This window comes from Janthinobacterium sp. GW460-12-1-14-LB5, assembly GCF_059423585.1.
In genome coordinates this window covers 295,696-314,389 of record NZ_JBWKYD010000003.1, presented here as the reverse complement: position 1 = coordinate 314,389, position 18,694 = coordinate 295,696, and the positions used below count along the sequence as shown (strand labels likewise).

16 protein-coding genes are annotated in these 18,694 nt (G+C 66.6%); 11 read left to right on the top strand and 5 right to left on the bottom strand.

Translation table 11 applies throughout. The features are described from left to right. Positions 1–223 precede the first annotated feature (223 nt). On the bottom strand, positions 224–607 hold the full coding sequence (locus AC07X6_RS04630) for a hypothetical protein (protein WP_230540322.1): 384 nt from the start codon (positions 605–607) through the stop codon (positions 224–226). Between the two features lie 336 nt (positions 608–943). Here AC07X6_RS04630 and AC07X6_RS04625 point away from each other — a divergent pair, with 336 nt between their 5' ends. Then, positions 944–1,738, top strand: coding sequence for an alpha/beta fold hydrolase (locus tag AC07X6_RS04625; protein WP_494790234.1), 795 nt, complete (start codon positions 944–946; stop codon positions 1,736–1,738). Positions 1,739–1,796: 58 nt separating this feature from the next. On the opposite strand, the gene AC07X6_RS04620 is transcribed toward AC07X6_RS04625, so the two are convergent. Then, positions 1,797–2,477: a hypothetical protein gene (locus tag AC07X6_RS04620; protein WP_494790233.1), complete on the bottom strand. Its 681-nt coding sequence runs from the start codon at positions 2,475–2,477 to the stop codon at positions 1,797–1,799. A gap of 139 nt (positions 2,478–2,616) precedes the next feature. Between AC07X6_RS04620 and AC07X6_RS04615 the strand changes: the two genes are divergently transcribed. From AC07X6_RS04615 to AC07X6_RS04600, 4 genes are all read left to right on the top strand, one after another. Beyond that, entirely contained in the window at positions 2,617–3,456 is an 840-nt protein-coding gene (locus AC07X6_RS04615) for a M15 family metallopeptidase (RefSeq protein ID WP_230540325.1), read from the top strand. Positions 3,457–3,672: 216 nt separating this feature from the next. After that, a complete protein-coding gene (tssM, locus tag AC07X6_RS04610) occupies positions 3,673–7,503 on the top strand; it encodes a type VI secretion system membrane subunit TssM (RefSeq protein WP_494790232.1) in 3,831 nt (1,276 codons plus the stop codon). Continuing rightward, positions 7,500–8,480 (top strand): type VI secretion system-associated protein TagF, encoded by a 981-nt coding sequence (tagF, locus tag AC07X6_RS04605; RefSeq protein ID WP_494790231.1) that lies wholly within the window; start codon positions 7,500–7,502, stop codon positions 8,478–8,480. Before tssM ends, tagF begins: the two co-directional genes overlap by 4 nt. Positions 8,481–8,489: 9 nt before the next feature. Continuing rightward, positions 8,490–9,269, top strand: a complete 780-nt coding sequence (locus AC07X6_RS04600; protein WP_494790230.1) for an OmpA family protein — start codon at positions 8,490–8,492, stop codon at positions 9,267–9,269. Between the two features lie 14 nt (positions 9,270–9,283). On the opposite strand, the gene icmH is transcribed toward AC07X6_RS04600, so the two are convergent. The 3 genes from icmH to tssJ are packed head-to-tail and all read right to left on the bottom strand — an operon-like array spanning position 9,284 to position 12,073. Beyond that, positions 9,284–10,069, bottom strand: a complete 786-nt coding sequence (gene icmH, locus AC07X6_RS04595) for a type IVB secretion system protein IcmH/DotU (protein ID WP_494790229.1) — start codon at positions 10,067–10,069, stop codon at positions 9,284–9,286. After that, positions 10,066–11,436 carry a type VI secretion system baseplate subunit TssK gene (tssK, locus tag AC07X6_RS04590; protein WP_494790228.1) on the bottom strand — a complete coding sequence of 457 codons (1,371 nt, stop codon included), beginning with the start codon at positions 11,434–11,436 and terminating at the stop codon, positions 10,066–10,068. Before tssK ends, icmH begins: the two co-directional genes overlap by 4 nt. 37 nt (positions 11,437–11,473) lie before the next feature. After that, a complete protein-coding gene (gene tssJ, locus AC07X6_RS04585) occupies positions 11,474–12,073 on the bottom strand; it encodes a type VI secretion system lipoprotein TssJ (RefSeq protein ID WP_494790227.1) in 600 nt (199 codons plus the stop codon). 279 nt (positions 12,074–12,352) lie between these two features. On the opposite strand from tssJ, the gene AC07X6_RS04580 reads away from it, so the two are divergent. From AC07X6_RS04580 to tssH, 6 genes are all read left to right on the top strand, one after another. After that, positions 12,353–12,952 (top strand): hypothetical protein, encoded by a 600-nt coding sequence (locus tag AC07X6_RS04580; protein WP_494790226.1) that lies wholly within the window; start codon positions 12,353–12,355, stop codon positions 12,950–12,952. 37 nt (positions 12,953–12,989) lie between these two features. Then, positions 12,990–13,499, top strand: coding sequence for a type VI secretion system contractile sheath small subunit (gene tssB, locus AC07X6_RS04575; protein ID WP_230540333.1), 510 nt, complete (start codon positions 12,990–12,992; stop codon positions 13,497–13,499). Position 13,500: 1 nt separating this feature from the next. Beyond that, entirely contained in the window at positions 13,501–14,991 is a 1,491-nt protein-coding gene (tssC, locus tag AC07X6_RS04570; RefSeq protein WP_494790225.1) for a type VI secretion system contractile sheath large subunit, read from the top strand. Between the two features lie 31 nt (positions 14,992–15,022). Further along, positions 15,023–15,514: an Hcp family type VI secretion system effector gene (locus tag AC07X6_RS04565; RefSeq protein ID WP_034750126.1), complete on the top strand. Its 492-nt coding sequence runs from the start codon at positions 15,023–15,025 to the stop codon at positions 15,512–15,514. 70 nt (positions 15,515–15,584) lie between these two features. Then, positions 15,585–16,046: a type VI secretion system baseplate subunit TssE gene (tssE, locus tag AC07X6_RS04560; RefSeq protein ID WP_230540335.1), complete on the top strand. Its 462-nt coding sequence runs from the start codon at positions 15,585–15,587 to the stop codon at positions 16,044–16,046. Beyond that, a complete protein-coding gene (gene tssH, locus AC07X6_RS04555) occupies positions 16,043–18,682 on the top strand; it encodes a type VI secretion system ATPase TssH (RefSeq protein ID WP_494790224.1) in 2,640 nt (879 codons plus the stop codon). The genes tssE and tssH overlap by 4 nt, the downstream gene beginning before the upstream one ends. Positions 18,683–18,694: the final 12 nt, after the last annotated feature.

Here is an 18,694-nt window from a genome sequence, read left to right as displayed (position 1 = left end):
TGATAGCTCAGTTGGTAGAGCGACGGACTGTTAATCCGCAGGTCCCTGGTTCGAGTCCAGGTCGGGGAGCCAGAACAAGCAGTAGCAAAGGGCCACGTGGCAACACGTGGCCCTTTTGTTTTGCGCGCGCGGTTTCCCGTTCACGCCATCCAAGCTTTCAGTGCCTTAACGACGTGCGCGATGCCGGTCTGCTGGCGGCGGGGTACGCGCAGTGTTTCCCGGATCAGGGATCGACAAATACGTCGAAACGCACCTTGAGCGGGCTGCCCCAGGAGATCTCCACCCAGGCCCGGAAGCCGCCGTTGTACGGCGCGATGTTGTACACGGCCATGCGGGCGGCGCCGATGAAGCGGTCCTGGGGCGTCGCGGCATACTCGCTGATATTGAGAAAGACGCGCGAATTGGCCTTCACATTGGCATTGACGAAGTTGACCGAAGGATGCACGCCATTGGCCGTCCACGTGTAGTACGTGGTAAAGGCAGCGGGGCTCAGGTTCAAGTCCTGTGCGGCCGCGCCCTGGGCGCTTTGGCCTTCCTGTTCCGTCGGCGCATCGGTTTCTTCCAGTGCCAGGTTGCTGCCCGTGCGATGTTCTACTTTCATTTCCATGATGTACTCCTGATCGATAGTTTGGACGCCGCGCCTGACGTCGTGCGGCAAGACGCCCTATCTGTTGCCGTGACGGCCAGTGTCACGTCTAGGCTGATAAGGTAGCCGTCTGCTCCGAGGGAGGAGAAGCCAATTCTAGGCCCGCGCCGTGGCGAAAAGGGGCGCCAGGGCGGGGAAAAACAGCGGGTATTTGCGTTGACGCAAACAGCGTGCGGACAGCGGCTTGCAAATTTTCCAGGCGGCTATTTTTCCGTGTACGACGAGCATGCTCTTGCGGACGATGGCACAATAGGCCAGCCTGTCCTGCCGATGCGGAACCCGTTGCGAGCCTAGCCCATGCCGATACTGAACCTGAGCGCCGAAACCGATATCTATTACGAGCTGATCGACGGCGACCCCGCCAAGCCCTGCCTGGTATTCCTGCACGAGGGGCTCGGCTGCTGCGCGATGTGGAAAGATTTCCCCGCGCAGCTGTGCCAGGCGACGGGTTGCCGCGGCTTGCTGTATGACCGCCACGGCTATGGGCAGTCGTCGCCGCTGGCGGCGCGGCGCCAGCTCCATTATTTGCACGACTACGCGCTGTGCGAGCTGCCGCAGGTGCTCGCTGCACTGCTGCCGGGGCAGGATCACTTTCTCATCGGCCATTCCGATGGCGGCAGCATCGCCCTGATCTATGCGGCGCAGCAGCCGCCGCGCTTGCGCGGCCTCATCACCGAGGCGGCGCACGTGTTTGTCGAAGGCATCACGCTCGATGGCATTCGCGTGGCGGACGCGGCGTTTGGCGCGGGCAAGCTGCGCGCACTGGCGAAATACCATGGCGACAAGACGGCAACCATCTTCAAGGCCTGGTCGGATACCTGGCTCAGCTATGGTTTCCAGTTCTGGAACATCGAGTACCTGCTGCCTTCCGTCGAATGCCCGGCGCTGGTGGTGCAGGGCAGCGAGGACCAGTACGGCAGCGCCGCCCAGGTCGACACGATCGTGGCGCAGGCCCTCAACGCCGTGCCCGCCATGGTCGAGCAATGCGGCCATACGCCGCACCAGGAGCAGCCGCAGGCGTTGCTGGCGCTGATGGAAGGCTTTTTGCAAGGCCGCATGGACGCCGCCGCCCACCCGAAAAACCCAGGATAGACCCTGGTATGGACCACCCGCGACAAGCGCGCCTGAGCTTCCATGCGGCGCGTCAGCCTCAATGGCAGGCGGGATCGCTGTCCCAGCGGCCCGAGCAGATGCGCGAGCGGCACAGCATGCCTTCGATCAGGCCCAGCTGCTGACAGCGGCGCAACAGCTCAGCCGTTTCTTCTTCCTGTTGGCGCAGCACCACGTCGCGCACGGGCGGCGCCGTGCCTTCCTGCCGGTGCGCATGCGCCACCATCGCCGTCAGCAAGGCGACGTCGCTGTCGCCGGGCGCGCCAGCCGGTTTTGCTCCGCGTGGACGGGCGGCGGCCTGGCGTACGGGCGGCGGCGTCTTGTGCGGGACGCTTGCTGTCGCGGCGGCCGCCGCAGGCAAGGGCGGTCCCGCCGTATTGACGATGGTGGCCGCTTGCGCCGCGTGCGGGGGCACCGTTGGCGCGGATGGCGCCGGCACTGCGGGCGCCGCCGTGGCCGTGACGGGTGCCGGCGGCAGGAAGCTGGCCTCCGTGTCGTAAGCGAGTACGGCCGTGATCAGCACCGCCAGGCACAGCGCGCCGGCGGTCCAGTGCCGCCAGCCAGGGCGCCAGCGCAGGGCGGGCCGGACAGCGGGCGCGGCGACGCCGTGTTCGAGCTGTGACAGGATGCCCTTGCTGTCGCCTGGCGCACCGGCCGTGCCGGCCTTGCTCAGCAGGTTGGGACCGCGCGCCTGGCCATCTCCGGTTTTCAATAAAGACAAAATATCACCTCCGCAGTGGATCAAACTCGACTGACCTTGATGTAAACCGCGCTCATGCGGGCCGCGGGCGCCTACGATCTAGCGATACCGCCGAGCAATTGCTTGCCCGGCCCTGGCTATTCCCCTTATGGAGCGCCCCATGTTCGTCGCCCTGATCCTGATGTATTTCCTGCTCGCCTGTTTTGCCTGCTGGCTGCTGCTGTTTCCCGGCGGCCGCGCCATCGTGCTGCATACGCTCGTCAACCTGGGCTGGCGCATGCAGCGGCGCGCGCAGGGGCTGCAGCGGGGTGGCGGCGCGCAATGGCAGCGCGTGCAGAGGCATACGGGCTCGGGCATGGCGCGCGCCTGGCAGCTGCTGCGGCGGCATCGCTGGCTGAGCCTGGCAGGCAGCGTGCTGGTCATCGTGCCGCCGCTGCTGGCCTGGCTGTCCAGCGACCGCATCGCCCTGCGTGGCTATGCCGACCAGCAACACGCGATCAACGACCAGGTCAGCGACTTGCTGAAAGGCGAGCAGCTGGTGCCGCCGCCCGCCTTGCCGCCGCTGCTGTTTTCCACGGCGGAAGTAACGCAGCTGCGTCCGCTGCTGGGCGGCGCCAGCCGCAACTGGCAATTGCTCGACCACGATTACGCGCAGCGTTTGCTGCTGGTCTTCAAGATCATGAAGGAGGTGCATGGCTACGACATGGTCTTGCTGGAAGGCTATCGCAGTCCCGCGCGCCAGGACCAGTTGGCGGCGGCCGGCCCCAACGTGACGAACGCCAGGGCGTTTCAAAGCTATCACCAGTACGGCCTGGCCGCCGATTGCGCATTCATGCATGAAGGAAAGCTCATCATTTCTGAAAAAAATGCCTGGGCCATGCGCGGCTACCGTTTATATGGCGTGACGGCCGAATCGGTGGGCCTGCGCTGGGGCGGGCGCTGGACCATGATGGATTTTGGCCACACGGAATTGCCGCAACCGCGCGTGCTGGGCAAGTAAGCCGCGCCAGCCATTCTAGCGCCGCGCCGGGGCCGGATTTTCACAGCTGCAAGCTTGCTTGCGCAGCGTCAATGGCATGCCGGCACCTGCGGCACGCTGGCGCCGGGTACTTGTCATATGTCAACAAGGCGTGCCGTATTGCTGTCAGGATGGGTCGAGTCCGCCTTGCTGCGCGGCGGCGTTCCTCCTGCTTTGCGACCTCACTCTGGGCTCATCATGCTGCGACGACTCTGGCATTTCCTCACCGACAGCCGCAATCTGACCATCTTCGGCTTCGTGGCGCTGGCCGTGTTCCTGTACCTGGGCGCCGAAGTGCTGGAAGTGGCGCTGATCTGGGCGCTGGCCTTGCTGCTGCTGGCCTTTGTCACGTGGCTGGGCCTGTGGCTGTGGCGCCGGCGCCGCGCGCGGCGCGATGCGCAGGCGCTGGGACAGGCCATCCTCAACGAGGCCGAGATCGCCGCCGCGCAAGCGGCCTCGGCATCGACGGCCAGCAACACGCAGCATGGCGAACTCGGCGCCGTGCGCACGGGCATGCAGGCCGCTATCGAGACCATCAAGACGTCCAAGCTGGGCCTCAAATCGGGCGCCGCGGCCCTGTACGAATTGCCGTGGTACATGATCATCGGCAATCCGGCGGCCGGCAAGAGCAGTGCCATCCTGCATTCGGGCCTGCAATTTCCCTTCGCCGACGGCAAGATCGTGCAAGGCGTGGGCGGCACGCGCAACTGCGACTGGTTTTTCACCACGGACGGCATCGTGCTCGACACGGCGGGACGTTATTCCGTCGTCGACGAGCACCGCGGCGAGTGGTTCGGCTTTCTCGACCTGCTGAAAAAATACCGGCGCAAGGCGCCCATCAACGGCATCCTCATCGCCGTCAGCATCGCCGAATTGAAAGGCGACCCTGATGTCGGCATGCAACTGGCGCGCAGCCTGCGCAAGCGCGTGCAAGACGTCATCGAGCGCCTGGAAGTGTTCGCGCCCCTGTACATCGTGTTTACCAAGGCGGACCTGATTTCGGGCTTCACGGATTTCTTTGCGGATGCCGAGCGCAGCGAGCGCGAGCGCGTCTGGGGCGCCACCATGCCCTACCAGCGCAAGCTGCCCACGGCCGACTTGCTGAGTTTTTTCGACCAGAGCTTCGATGAATTGCACGACGGCTTGACGGAGCTGAGCCTGGCCAACATGGCGCACCGGCAACGCAAGACGATGGCGCCCGGCGTGTTTACGTTTCCGCTGGAATTTGCCGCCATCAAGCCGGCCCTGCGCGCCTTCATCGCCACCCTGTTCGAGGAAAATCCGTTCCAGTTCCAGCCCGTCTTCCGCGGCTTTTACTTTACCAGCGCGCTGCAGGAGGGCGAGCCCGTCAGTGCCTCTTCGCAGCAGGTGGCGCGCCGCTTCGACCTGGCCTTCGCGCCGGCCCCGGCCGCCGTGCCATCGGGCGCGCGCCAGCATGGCTATTTCCTGCTGGAACTGTTCCGCAAGGTGATTTTTGCCGACAAGCACCTGGTGGCCAACTATGCCAACCGCGCCAGGCTGCGCTTCAAATATGCCGTGTTCTTTGCCGCCACCGTCTCGCTGGGCGCCTGCCTGGGCGGCTGGAGCTGGTCCTACCTGGGCAACCGGCAACTGGTGGCGAATGTGGAAGCCGATCTGAATAAAGTGGTGAAGCTGCAAGAGAAACGGCTGGACTTGCAGTCGCGCCTGGAAGCGCTGGAGATCTTGCAGGACCGCATCGAGCAGCTGGAAGCGTACCGCACACAACGGCCGTGGTCCTTGCGCCTGGGCCTGTACCAGGGCGACTTACTTGAGCGCAAGTTGCGCGAGGAATATTTTGCCGGCGCGCGCCAGGTCATGCTGGCCCCCGTGGCGGGCGCGCTGGAAGCCTTGCTGTACGAAATGAACGCCAGCGCCGACCAGCTGCAGCCCACGGCGCGCACGCCGCAGACGCCGGCCGCCGCGCCCGCAGCACCTTCCGCCGCGCCGCGCAGCGTGCAGTACCAGGCGGCCAGCGCGACGAATGTGGAAGACGCCTACAACGCGCTGAAAACCTATCTGATGCTGGCCGACAAGACGCATGCGGAAAGCAGCCACCTGAACGACCAGCTGACGCGTTTCTGGCGCGGCTGGCTGGAGGGCAACCGGGGCGCCATGCCGCGCGAACAGATGATACGCAGCGCCGAACGGCTGCTGACGTTTTACCTGGCGCAGATCGGCGACCCGTCCTGGCCGCGCATCGAGCAAAAGCTGGCGCTGGTCGACCAGGCGCGCGAAAACCTGCGCCGCGTGGTGCGCGGCATGCCGGCGCGCGAGCGCGTGTATGCCGACATCAAGGCGCGCGCTTCGACGCGCTTTCCCGGCATGACGGTGGCGCGCATCGTCGGCGAACAGGATCAGGCGCTGCTGGCCGGCAGCTATGCCGTCTCCGGCGCCTTTACGCGCCAGGCGTGGGAAAAGTTCGTCGAGGGCGCGTTTCGCGATGCCGCCAACCGCGAGCTGCAAAGCGCCGACTGGGTGCTGAAAAGCGCTTCCACCGACGACCTGACCCTGGAAGGCAGCCCGGAGCAGATCGAGAAAAACCTGGTGGCCATGTACAAGGCCGACTACGCGCGCGAGTGGCAGAAATTCGTGCAGGGTGTGGCCGTCGCCGACCTGAAAGGTTTTGACGGTGCCGTGCAGGCGATGAACCGCCTGGGCGACCCGCAGTCGTCGCCGATTGCCAGGCTGCTGACGACCATCTACGAGGAAACCTCGTGGGACAACCCGGCGCTGCAAAATGCGCAATTGCGCAAGGCCGAGCGGGGCATCGTCGCCTGGTTCAAGGAAACCGTGCTGCGCCGCGCGCCGTCGCAGCTGACGGCCAATCCCGGCCTCAATGCGCAGATCGACCCGGCCCGCCTGGATAAGCCCATGGGCCCCGTGGGACGCGAATTTGCCGGCGTGGGCAAGCTGGTGGCGGCCAGGGACAACAATGCGTCCTTGATGCGCGCCTACCTGGAAGCGCTGTCGAAACTGCGCAGCCGCTTGAACCAGCTGAAGAACCAGGGCGACGCGGGACCGGGCGCGCGCCAGTTCATGCAGCAGACGCTGGAAGGCAGCGGTTCCGAACTGGCCGACGCCCTGAAACTGGTCGACGAGCAGCTGCTCACGGGGATGAGCGACGCGCAGAAGCAGGCCATACGCCCCATCCTCGTGCGCCCGCTGATGCAGACCTTTGCCGTCATCGTCGCGCCGGCCGAACTCGATATCAACAAGACCTGGGCGGCGCAGGTGTATGAGCCGTTCCAGAAATCGCTGGCCAACAAATATCCGTTTGCCCCAAGCGCGCGCATCGAGGCGAGCAACCTGGAGATCGGCCAGTTCTTCGGCCCGGAAGGCCTGGTGGCGAAATTCGTCACGACGTCCATGGGCCCCCTGGTGGTGCGGCGCGGCGACGTGCTGGCGCCGCGCACCTGGGCCGACATGGGCATCAGCCTGTCGCCGCAGGTGGTGGCGCGCTTCCCCGGCTGGATCGCGCCGCTGGGCGCGGGCGGCGTGGCGGCCACGTCGACGGCGGCGCAAACCGTGTTCCAGATCCAGCCGTCGCCCGCGCCGGGCACCCTGGAATACACGGTGGAGATCGACGGCCAGCAGCTGCGCTACCGCAACACGCCGGCGCAGTGGACGAACATGGTGCATCCGGGTCCGCAGGGCGCGGCGGGCATGCAGGGCGCGCGCATCACGGCCGTCACTTTCGACGGGCGCACGGTGGAGCTGTTCAACGAGCCGGGGCAGTTCGGCCTGAAGCGCATGATCGATGCGGCGAGCAAAAAGCGCAAGGACGGCGGCGTGTTCGAACTGCGCTGGGCGCGCGGCGAGGTGGCCGTGGCAGTCGACCTGAAAATTACCAGCAGCGCCGAAACGACGGCGACGGGCGCCGGTGCCGCCGCTGCGGTGCAGGAGCAGGGCTTTCGCGGCATGCAGCTGCCCGAGACGATCGTGGGGGCTGCCGCGCCCGCGCCGGCCATTGCCGCCGTCGCCGCAGCCGCAGCGGGAGTGTCGCCATGATGCGCGCGCAACAGCAGGTGCGCCTCGGCTACTTCGGTAAGATCCCCGCGCGCGGCGATTTCATCAAGGCTTGCGACAATCACGCGCTGGTGCAGCTGCTCGACGACTGGCTGGCGCAGGTCATGACTGCGCTGACGGTGGAACCGCGCTGGAAGCTCAATTACGACGCCTTGCCGCCGCTGCGCTTTGCCTTCGTCGGCACGCGCAGCCGGCGCGCCATCGCCGGGCGCCTGGAGGCGAGCAACGACCAGTCGCAGCGGCGCTTTCCCTTCATGGCCATGGGCGCGCTGGAAGTCGACGATGCCGAAGCTTTTGTCGGCTGCAGCCCGCTGGCGCTGGCACCGCTGTGGCAGCGCGTGGAGCAGCTGTCGCAGGGCATCGTGGCCAGCGCCGAGCCGGGGCCGGCGCTGCTGGCGCTGGCCGGCAACGTGGTGGAAATCGAACCGGCCGCGCCGTGCCACGCGGCGCGGCTGGCCGCCTTCCTGCAGGCGCAGACCGTGCATGGGCTGCAAGCGATGCTGGCCTCGCCCGCCTTCCCCGTGACGGTGCGCGAACTGCTGCTGGGCCTGGGCCTGCTGCTGCGGCCGGTGCGCCAGAGCGGTTTGCCGCGCCTGGAGAAAAGCCTGGTGCTGCCGCTGCCGCAAGAGGCGCCGCTGCGCGAGCTGGTGGCCAGCTTCTGGCTGCACCTGATCGCGCCTTTCCTGCGCCAGGCCGATTTCGAACTGGCGCTGTTCTTTTCCCGCCTCGACGAAGCGCCCGTGCTGGTGATCGGCTTTTGCGGCGCCGACCCGCACGGCTTGCGCGCGCTGATCGATCCGCAGGCGGGCAGCGAACGGCTGATCGTCTTCGACCAGCTCGACTGGGTCGAAGAGCAGCTGGGAAGCGATGCGGCGCTGCGCCGGTTTTCCGCCTGCCTGCAGCAGGAACAGCTGTCGCTGCGCTCGGCCTGCGCCATGTTCATGGATACCTTTGCCTGAAGGATTGCGATGAAACCAACCGTCTTCTTCCTGCTGCTGGGCGCCGCCACTGCCTGCCACGCCCAGGCGCAAGCGCCGCAGACGCCGATGCCTGGGCAAATCCTCGTCACGGGCACCCTGGCCGACGAGGCGGGCAAGGCGGCCGTGCTGGCCCGCCTGCGCGAACTGTATGGCGCCGAGCGCGTGGTCGACCAGATCTCCATCGGCAGCGTGGCCGTGCCGGCCAACTGGAACGCCTACGTGCAAAAGCTGATCGCGCCCAACCTGAAGCTGATTTCACGGGGGCAGATCAGCATAGCCGGCAACAATGTCAGCGTGCGCGGCGAAGTGGCGAACGAGGCGCAGCGCCAGCAGATCGCCAGCGACATCGCCACCAGCCTCAATCCCACCTACACCGTCAACAACGGCTTGCGGGTCAAGGCGCCCGAGGCCGAGCAGGGCTTGCTCGATGCGGCGCTCGATAAACGCATCATCGAATTCGACAGCGGCAAGGCGTCCATCACGCCGGCCGGCCTGGCCATCCTCGACGAGATGGCGGCCGCCATGCTCAGGCTGCGGGGCCGCAAGGTGGAGGTGATCGGCCACACGGACGACACGGGCCTGCGCGCCAGCAACGTGGCCCTGAGCCTGGCGCGCGCCGAAGCCGTGCGCGCCTACCTGGCCAGCAAGGGCGTGGTGGCGGACTCGGTGCTGGTGTCGGGCCAGGGACCGGATCGCCCCGTGGCCAGCAACGCCACGGCCGACGGCCGGGCGCGTAACCGGCGCATCGAGTTCAGAATCGCGCAGTAGGTTTTGTGAGGTGTTCAGGGCAAGGTGATGGTCAGGTGCGCGGGGCTTGGCGCCAGTTTGACCAGGTCCGCATACGCGGCCAGGGTCGTTTGCGTGCCGCGCGTCAGATGCGTTTTCAGGCCCAGGTAGGCGCAGATGGCCAGCAGGGCGAAAAAGCTCGACAGCGCCCACAGCGGCACGTCGCTGCCGCGTTTGTTGACCACCTGGTCGGGGCGTTCCGCGCGCGGCGCGAAGCCGCGGCTCTTGCCCTTGATGTGGGCGATCTCGTCGCCCAGGCGCGCCGTCAGGTAGCTGAGTTTTTCGCCGCCGTCGATCGCATACTTGCCCTGGAATCCCAGCAATAAACACATGTGGAACACCTGCAGCGCCTGCACGCGCATGGCGCCCTTGCCGCGCAAGGCGTCGAGGCGGTCGAAAAAGTGTTCGCCGGCCAGCTGGTCGCCGAAGATCAGCAGCTGCAGCGGGCGCCGCTCCCACTGCTTGCGCAGGGCGAAAGGCGAGGCCAGGATGATTTCATCGACGGCCGCGCAGAACGCATACTTGGCCGCCTCGATATCGTCGCCGTCGGCGCGGATCTTTTTCGCTTCGCGTTCGAAGTCGCCGAGGAAGGCCGTGATGCGGTCCATGAAGCTTTGCTCGTCGCCGGGCGCCGAACCGTGTTTCAGCATGAACAGCATGTAGAAGCCTTCGTGCATCAGGTCCAGCAGGGCGCTGCCCGCATGCCGGTTGCCGCCTGCCGGTGCGGCACCGCGTGCTCCCAGCAGGGAGGGCGCCGCGCGCCGTTCGATGAGCTGGCTCATGCCGTCACCGCGATCAGTTCCAGCTGCAGGTCGCGTATGCCGGCCGGCACGTAGACGGAAATCGACTGCGCCTTGAGCATCTGCTCGTACAGCGCGCCGCGGTTTTCAATCGCAAAATAATAGGTGTCGGGCCGCACGGGGATGGCCGCCGGCACTTGCGGCGCATGCGACAATTTGAGGCCGGGCATGGCCGTGAGCACGCATTTTTCCACGTCGTCGGGCGCGCCCACTTTCACCCGCACGGGCACCACGTCCACCAGCTCGATGGCGGGCATGGCGGCGCGTATCGCCAGGTACAGGGTGGTGTGCTGGTCGATCTTGCCCGAATCGAGCTTGCCCAGGTAGTACGAGGGCTGGTCTTCCAGCAGGGCGATGGAAAAATACTTCGACGAGATGACGGTGTCGAGCAGTTCGCGGATGATCGCGTCGATGGCGTCGAAGCAGGCGCCGGGCTGCGCGTGGTCGTAGGCGGGCAGGCTGGCCAGCGTGTAGTGCTTGGAGTAGCTGAGCAAGCCGCCCGCCAGGCCCAGCAGCGCCTCGTACAGGCGCTCAGGATGCAGGGCCGGATGGCGCACATAGTGCATCAGCGCGGCGGCGGCCGTGCTCACCGTGTGCAGCAGCCAGAACGACGATACGTCGCCCGAGCGGAATTCGATCACGTTGCGGCTCGGCTCGCGGTGGTGGCCGTGCAGCGCGCTCACTTTCGCCTGCAAGGCGTCGAGCAGGTGTTCCAGCACGCCCTGCAGGCGCGGCGCGCCGGCGATCGCCAGGCTGGGCGCCATGAACGAGGGCACGGGCTCGAAGCCGCCCGACACCGTGCGCCGCAGGGCGATCAGCGGCAGGCAGTCGTAGGAGCCGCGCGCCTCGCTGTCGGGAATCAGGCGCACGGTTTTCTTCAGGTAGGCCACGTCGGCCACGGCGGACTCCGTAAACAGGTCGGGCGTGGCGCGCATGGCGTGCGCAAAGCGCGTGGCCGCCGGCGTGCCCGCTGCCTGCGCCTGCGCCGTGTAGTTCATGCCTTCGCGGTTGAGGATGGGCAGGGCCGCGTAATACGTCACTTCCTGCACCGCGGCCGGCAGCGCTTCCAGGTCCACCGGCGGGGGCAGGGTGTCGCTGCCCGGTGCGCCGTCGCCCAGCGCCTCGAACACTTCGCCGTCGCGGAAGATCGCCGACAGGGCGTGCAGGCGCAGGGTGCCCGTCTTCAGCGCCGCCAGATCCCATTCCATGTGCGCCACGCCCCACAGGTAGGGATGCAGCGCGCTGGCCGTGTGATGCAGGCGCGCTTCGTGATATTGATCCTGGCGCTGGAAATGCTGCGGCCGCAGGAACAGGCCTTCTCCCCACAAGACTTTCGCTGCCATGCCCATCTCGTTTCTCCTTGTATGTGTGGCGTGTCTGTTCGTGCTACTGGCAGCGCGGGGCCGACAGCGTGGACGCGCCGCTGATGCTGAGCGCGCACGCATGCAGGCCGACGGTGATGCCGCCGCGTTCAGCGTCGGCGGCGGCAAAGGTGGCGCGCCAGCGCTGCGTTGCCGGCGCGCGGAACAGGGCCACGACGCCGATGAAAGACGCTTCCTTGCTGACTTTTTCCTGCACCTCGTAGCGCTGGCCCGGCACCAGCAGCACCTCTTTGACTTCCATCAGGTCGGCGCCCAGCGCCGCCTTTTCGCGCTGCGCGTCGAGGAAGCTGTCGTAGGGCGCCTGCTCGAAGGCGGCGCTCTGGCGCAGCTTGTAGATGCGCGCCACCAGCGCCAGCGGCCGGCCCTCGGCGTCGGTGTTGAGGCGCTGCGCCGCGTGCAGGCGGATGCTGACGTTGCGCGGCGGCTGTTGCGCCTCGGGCAGTTCCGGCGGCGGCTTGGCCACGCCGGCCATCTGCAGCGCCGCGTTGGCCAGGGTGCCGATGGCGCCGCCCGCGCAGCCGGCTTGCAGCAAGGCCAGCAGCAACACCGGCAGCCGTAGCGGGGTGGCGCGCGCCAGACGGCGGAGCGGGGCGTCAGATGGCATGGGCACTCTTTGTAAAAATGGTGGGTGGAAATAAAAGTGTTGCAGCCATTTAAACGCATGCAGGGGCGGCCCGCTTGCGTTGGCGCAAAGTCCGCCTGCGATCAACGCACTTCCTGCGCCAGATCAGGATTCATGCACCTGTACGCGGCTTTGGCGCGGAACTTCTTCTTTGCTGATTAATCTCAATCTGGCCAAAAAATTGGCGATCAATAATGGCCTCCACCAAGGCGCCGCCCATCTTTCCCAGCGGTAGCGTCCTCCACGTGAAGGAGTGCCCCGATGAAGCCTGCCACCACCGTGTTGCCCCGTCTTGCCTGCCTTGTCAGCGCCCTGTTGCTGGCCGCCTGCGCCACGCCAGACCAGCCCGTGTCCAGCAAACCTGCCGCGCCGACCCTGACGCAAGTGATGAGCGACGCCGACGCGGCCGCGCGCGCCGGCCAGTACGAACGCGCCATGACCCTGCTTCAGCGCGGCGGCACGAGCTACCCGGCCGACAAGGCGCCGTGGCTGCAAATGGCGCAGATGAAGTTCGACCGCGGCCAGTACGGCGACGCCATCGGCCATGCGCTCGAAGCGCTGGAACGCGACCCGGACGACAAGGTCGCCAACAGCATCGTCGCCGTCAGCGGCTTGCGCCTGTCCGGCAAGGCGCTGGCCGACCTGTCGCGGCAAAACAATCTGAACGGCTCGCTGCGCTCGGAAGCGCAGGACCTGGCCAAGCTGCTGCGCGCCAGCATCGGCGAAGAAGTGCTGGTGCCGCCGGCCAGGCGCCCGCCGGCGGCCGGCAAGCGCGCCGCCGCTCCCGGTTCCGGCACGCCGGCGGCGAAGGGCGCGGCCTCGCCAGGCAGCACGGCCGACCCGTTCAGCGGCCTGAAATAAGCGAGCATTCCCACCATCCCCTTGCAAAGGAAGCGACATGCCCAAGTCCGACAGCGTGCAAAAACGCCTGAAGCAGATACGCGCGCCGCGCGTGCAAATGACCTACGACGTCGAGATCGGCGACGCGATTGAAAACAAGGAGCTGCCCTTCGTAGTCGGCGTGCTGGGCGACTTCGGCGGCAATCCGGACAGCGAGAAAAAACGCCTGAAGGACCGCAAGTTCGTCGCCCTCGACCGCGACAACTTCGACGAAGTGCTGGCCGGCGTGGAACCGGTCGCCCGTTTCGCCGTGCCGAACCGCCTCAGCGAGGCGGGCGGCACCTTCGCCGTCGATCTGCATTTCCGCTCGATGGACGACTTCCGTCCGGAATCGGTGGTGCGCCAGGTGGAGCCCTTGCGCAAGCTGCTCGACGCGCGCACCAAGCTGGCCGACTTGCGCAACAAGCTGGCGGGCAACGACAAGCTGGAAGACTTGCTGACGGAAGTGCTGAACAACACGGACAGCCTGGCCACCCTGAAACCGCAGTTCCCAGCGCAGGAGGATTGAGATGAACGCCCAGGCAGAAGCCCTAGCCGCCGCCGCTCCCGTCGCGCCGGCCGCCACCGATTTGCTGGACCAGATCGTCGAGCAGAGCCGCGTCGCCAAGTCCGGCGCCGAACATGCGCGCGCGCGCGATCTGATCTCGGAACTGGTGGCGCAGGTGCTCGACGGCACGGTGCTGATGTCCAGCAGCCTGTCGGCCACCCTGGACGGGCGCGTGGCGGAAATCGACCGTTTGATCTCCGCCCAGCTCAGCGAAATCATGCACGCGGCGCCGTTCCAGCAGCTCGAGCAAAGCTGGACGGGGCTGCGCTACCTGGTCGGCAATTCCGACACGGGCACGCGGCTGCAGATCCGCATGTTCAACGCCACCAAGCGCGAACTGGTGAAGGATTTCCAGGCCGCGCTGGAATTCGACCAGAGCAGCATGTTCAAGAAGGTGTATGAAGAGGAATTCGGCACCTTCGGCGGCGCGCCCTTCGCCGCGCTGCTGGGCGACTTCGCCATCTCGCGCCAGCCGGAAGACATGTATTTCGTCGAGCAGATGTCGCACATCGCCGCCGCCGCGCATGCGCCGTTCATCGCCTCGGCCGCGCCGGAACTGTTTGGCCTGGAAAGCTACGGCGACCTGGGCAAGCCGCGCGACCTGGCCAAGGTGTTCGACACCATCGAGTACGCGAAATGGAAAGCCTTCCGCGAATCCGAGGATGCGCGTTATGTCGGCCTGACCTTGCCCCGCTTCCTGGGCCGGCTGCCGTTCAATCCCGTCGACGGCACCACGGTCGAAGGTTTTAATTTTGTCGAGGAAGTCGACGGCAGCGACCATCATAAATACCTGTGGTGCAACGCCGCGTATGCGTTCGGCTGCAAGCTGACGCGCGCCTTTGCCGATTACGGCTGGTGCGCCGCCATCCGCGGCGTGGAAGGCGGCGGCCTGGTGGACGACCTGCCGACCCACACCTTCAAGACGGACGAGGGCGACGTGGCCCTGAAATGCCCGGCCGAAGTGGCGATCACGGACCGCCGCGAAAAGGAATTGAGCGACCTGGGCTTCATCTCGCTGCTGCACTGCAAGAACACGGCGTATGCGGCGTTCTTCGGCGCGCAGTCGGCGCAGAAAAGCCGCAAGTACAACAGCGACGCGGCCAACGCCAACGCGGTGCTGTCGTCGCAGCTGCAGTACATCTTCGCCGTCTCGCGCATCGCCCACTACATGAAGGCCATGATGCGCGACAAGATCGGCAGCTTTGCCGCCGCCTCCAACGTGGAGGATTTTCTGAACCGCTGGCTGATGCAGTACGTGCTGCTCGACGATAACGCCAGCCAGGAACAGAAGGCGCAGTTCCCGCTGCGCGAGGCGTCCGTGCAGGTGCATGAAGTGCCGGGCCGGCCGGGCGTGTACCGCGCCGTGTCGTTCCTGCGCCCCCATTTCCAGCTCGATGAATTATCCGTTTCGCTCCGACTGGTCGCGGAGTTGCCGAAGTCGACCAATTCCTGATCCACCCCTCTTTCAACCACAGGAGCACACCATGGCAATCGATGTATATCTGCAGATAGACGGCATCAAGGGCGAGTCCACCGATGACAAGCACAAGGACTGGATCGAGTGCAAATCGGTCAGCTGGAGCGTCGAGCAGCCGAAGTCCGCCACCGCCTCGACGGGCGGCGGGCACACGGCCGAACGCTGCGAGCACAAGGACATCGTCATTTCCAAGCTGGCCGACCTGGCCTCGCCGGTGCTGCTGCAGACCTGCTCGGCCGGCAAGACCATCCCCAAGGCGCGCTTCGAATTCATGCGCGCCGACGGCCAGGGCGAACGCGTCAAATACTTTGAAATCGAAATCGAGAATGTGCTGATCGGCGCCGTCACGCCGAACGTGGAAGAGGGCGACATCCTCGGCGAACACGTCGGCTTCAAGTTCTCGAAAGTGAAGTGGAAATACACGCAGCAAAAAGTGACGGGCGGCGCCGGCGGCAATACCTCGGGCGGCTGGGACCTGGCCGCGAACCGCGTGGCTTGATCCATTGCGCGCGGCGCGCGGCGGCCCCCCCCCCCCCCCCCCCCCCCGCGCCGATTTTCCAGGAGTGTGCATGGACAGTTATGTACCTGGCTTGTTTGACCGCCTGATGGGCGACGGCGGTGCGGCGGCGCGCCTGTCGCTGGAACAATTGAAGGATGCGGTGGCGCGCGACCTGGAAGAGCTGCTCAACACGCGCGTGGCCCTGCCGCCCGGCGCGCTGGATGCCTATCCGGAATGCGCGGCGTCCATCGTCAACTATGGCTTGATCGATTTCGCCGGCATGTGCTTGTCCAGCAGCGACGACCGCGCCCGCATCTGCGCCGCCCTGAAGGCCGCCATCGAACGCCACGAACCGCGCCTGCGCAACGTGCGCGCGCGCCTGGAGCGCGAGGCCGGCGCCATCAACCGCGTCGGCTTCGTCATCAGCGGCACCCTGGCCGTGCAGGCCGGCGGCGAGACGGTCAATTTCGACGCCGTGCTGCAGCCATCGTCGCTGCGCTATTCGATCAACCGCAAGGGAGCCGCCGCATGAGCAATAACCTGAAAACCCTGATCGCCAAACTGAATGACACGGCGCGCACGGCCGCCACCCGCGCCGCCGCCATCTGCGTCGGGCTGGGCCAGTACGAAGTCGATATCGAACACCTGTTCCTGGCCCTGCTGGAGCAGGAACGCAGCGATTTCGTCACCATCGCGCGGCGCAGCGAAATCAGCCTGACGGCGCTGGAGGCGGACCTGCGCCGCGAGATCGGCGGCTTCCGCACGGGCAGCGCGCGCACGCCCGTGTTTTCGCCCCATCTGCCGCTGCTGTTCGAACACGCCTGGCTGATCGCTTCGCTCGATACGGCGCAGCCGGGGCCCATCCGCAGCCGCCACCTGCTGCTGGCGCTGCTGACGGAACCGGAACTGTCGCAGCTGGCCTACCGCGGCTCGAAGCTGTTCGCCCGCTTCAGCGTGGAGCAATTGAAGCATCATCCGGATAAACTCACGGCCGGCTCCGGTGAGGAAAGCGCGGCAGTGCCGCGGCTTTCCGACATGCCGGAGGACCCGGTGACTGCCCTGGCCAGCAAAACCCCGGCGCTGGATCAGTTCACCACCGACCTGACGCAGCTGGCGCGCGATGGCAAGCTCGATCCCGTGATCGGCCGCGAGGCGGAGATACGCCAGGCCGTCGACATCCTGCTGCGCCGCCGCCAGAACAACCCGATACTTACGGGCGAGGCGGGCGTGGGCAAGACGGCCGTGGTGGAAGGCCTGGCCCTGCGCATCGCCGCCGGCGACGTGCCCGAAGTGCTACAGGGCGCGCACATCCACGCGCTCGACATGGGCTTGCTGCAGGCCGGCGCCAGCGTGAAAGGCGAATTCGAAAGCCGCCTGAAGAACGTCATCGACGAGGTGGCGAAAAGCCCGCACCCGGTCATCCTCTTCATCGACGAGGCGCACACCATGATCGGCGCCGGCGGCCAGGCCGGGCAGAACGACGCGGCCAATCTGCTGAAACCGGCGCTGGCGCGTGGCGCCCTGCGCACCATCGCCGCCACCACCTGGAGCGAGTATAAAAAATACTTTGAAAAGGATGCGGCGCTGGCGCGGCGCTTCCAGGTGGTGAAGGTGGAAGAGCCAAGCGAGGACATCGCCTGCGCCATGCTGCGCGCCATGGCGCCGCTGATGGAGCGCCATTTCGGCATCCGCGTGCGCGACGCCGCCATCGTCGAGGCGGTGCGCCTGTCGCACCGCTACATCAGCGGGCGCCAGCTGCCTGACAAGGCCATCGGCGTGCTCGATACGGCGTGCGCCAAGGTGGCGCTGGGCCAGCGCGCCACGCCGGCGCAGCTGGAAAACGCGCACCGGCGCCAGGAACGCATCGGCGCGGAAATCGCCGCCCTGGCCCGCGAGGCGGCCGATGGCGAAGTGCCCGATAAAGCCGGCACCGCGCGCCTGGCGCAGCTGCGGCGCGAGCATGGCGAAGGCCAGGCGGCGGTCGCGGCGCTGGCGCAGCGCTGGGAGCGCGAAAAGACGCTGGTGGCGCAGATCGGCGACTTGCGCGCGCAGCTGCGCGGCGAGCGGCCGGGCGAAGTGGGCGCGGCGCGCCTGCTGGCGCTGAAGGAAGAACTGGCGGCCCTGCAGGGTGAAGCGCCGCTGTCGCCGCTGGAAGTCGACGCCCAGGTGGTGGCCGGCATCGTCGCCGGCTGGACCGGCATCCCGCTGGGGAAAATGCTCAAAGACGAGATCCGCACGGTGCTGACCCTGGACGGCGCGCTGCGCGAACGGGTGCTGGGACAAGACCACGTCATCGACGCGGTGGCGCAGCGCGTGCGCACGGCGCGCGCCAGCCTGGACGACCCGAACAAGCCGCAAGCCGTGTTTTTGTTTACGGGGCCGTCCGGCACGGGCAAGACGGAAACGGCGCTGGCGCTGGCCGACCTGCTGTACGGCGGGGAGCGCAAGCTCATTACCATCAATATGAGCGAATACCAGGAGGCGCACAGCGTGGCCGGCCTGAAAGGCTCGCCGCCCGGCTATGTCGGCTATGGCGAAGGCGGCGTGCTGACGGAAGCCGTGCGGCGCCAGCCCTACAGCGTGGTGCTGCTCGACGAGGCGGAAAAAGCCCATCCCGACGTGCTCGAACTGTTCTTCCAGGTCTTCGACAAGGGCGTGCTCGATGACGCGGAAGGGCGCGAAGTCGATTTTCGCAACACCATCATCATCGCCACCTCGAACCTGGGTTCGGGCGCCATGATGGCCGCCTGCCTGAACCGGGCGGCGCAAGACTTGCCCACGCCGGCCGCGCTGGAAGAACTGGTGCGCCCGCAACTGGTGGCGCATTTCAAGCCGGCCTTGCTGGGGCGCCTCAAGGTGCTGCCGTTCTATCCGCTGACCGACGCCGTGCTGGCCGAGATCATCGCCCTGAAACTGGCGAGGATAGGCGCGCGCATCGCGCGCAACCACCAGGCGCAGTTCAGCCATGACGCGGGCCTGGTCGACGCCGTGCTGGCGCGCTGCACCGAGGTCGATTCGGGCGCGCGCAATGTCGATCAAATTCTCAACGGCAGCGTGCTGCCGGCGATCGCCGAAGCGGTGCTGGCGCGCATGGCCGAAGGCGAGCCGGTCGCGTCGATCCGCGTCACTGCCAGCAAGCAGGGGCAGTTCAAGTACACGATCCGATAATCCACCTTCCGG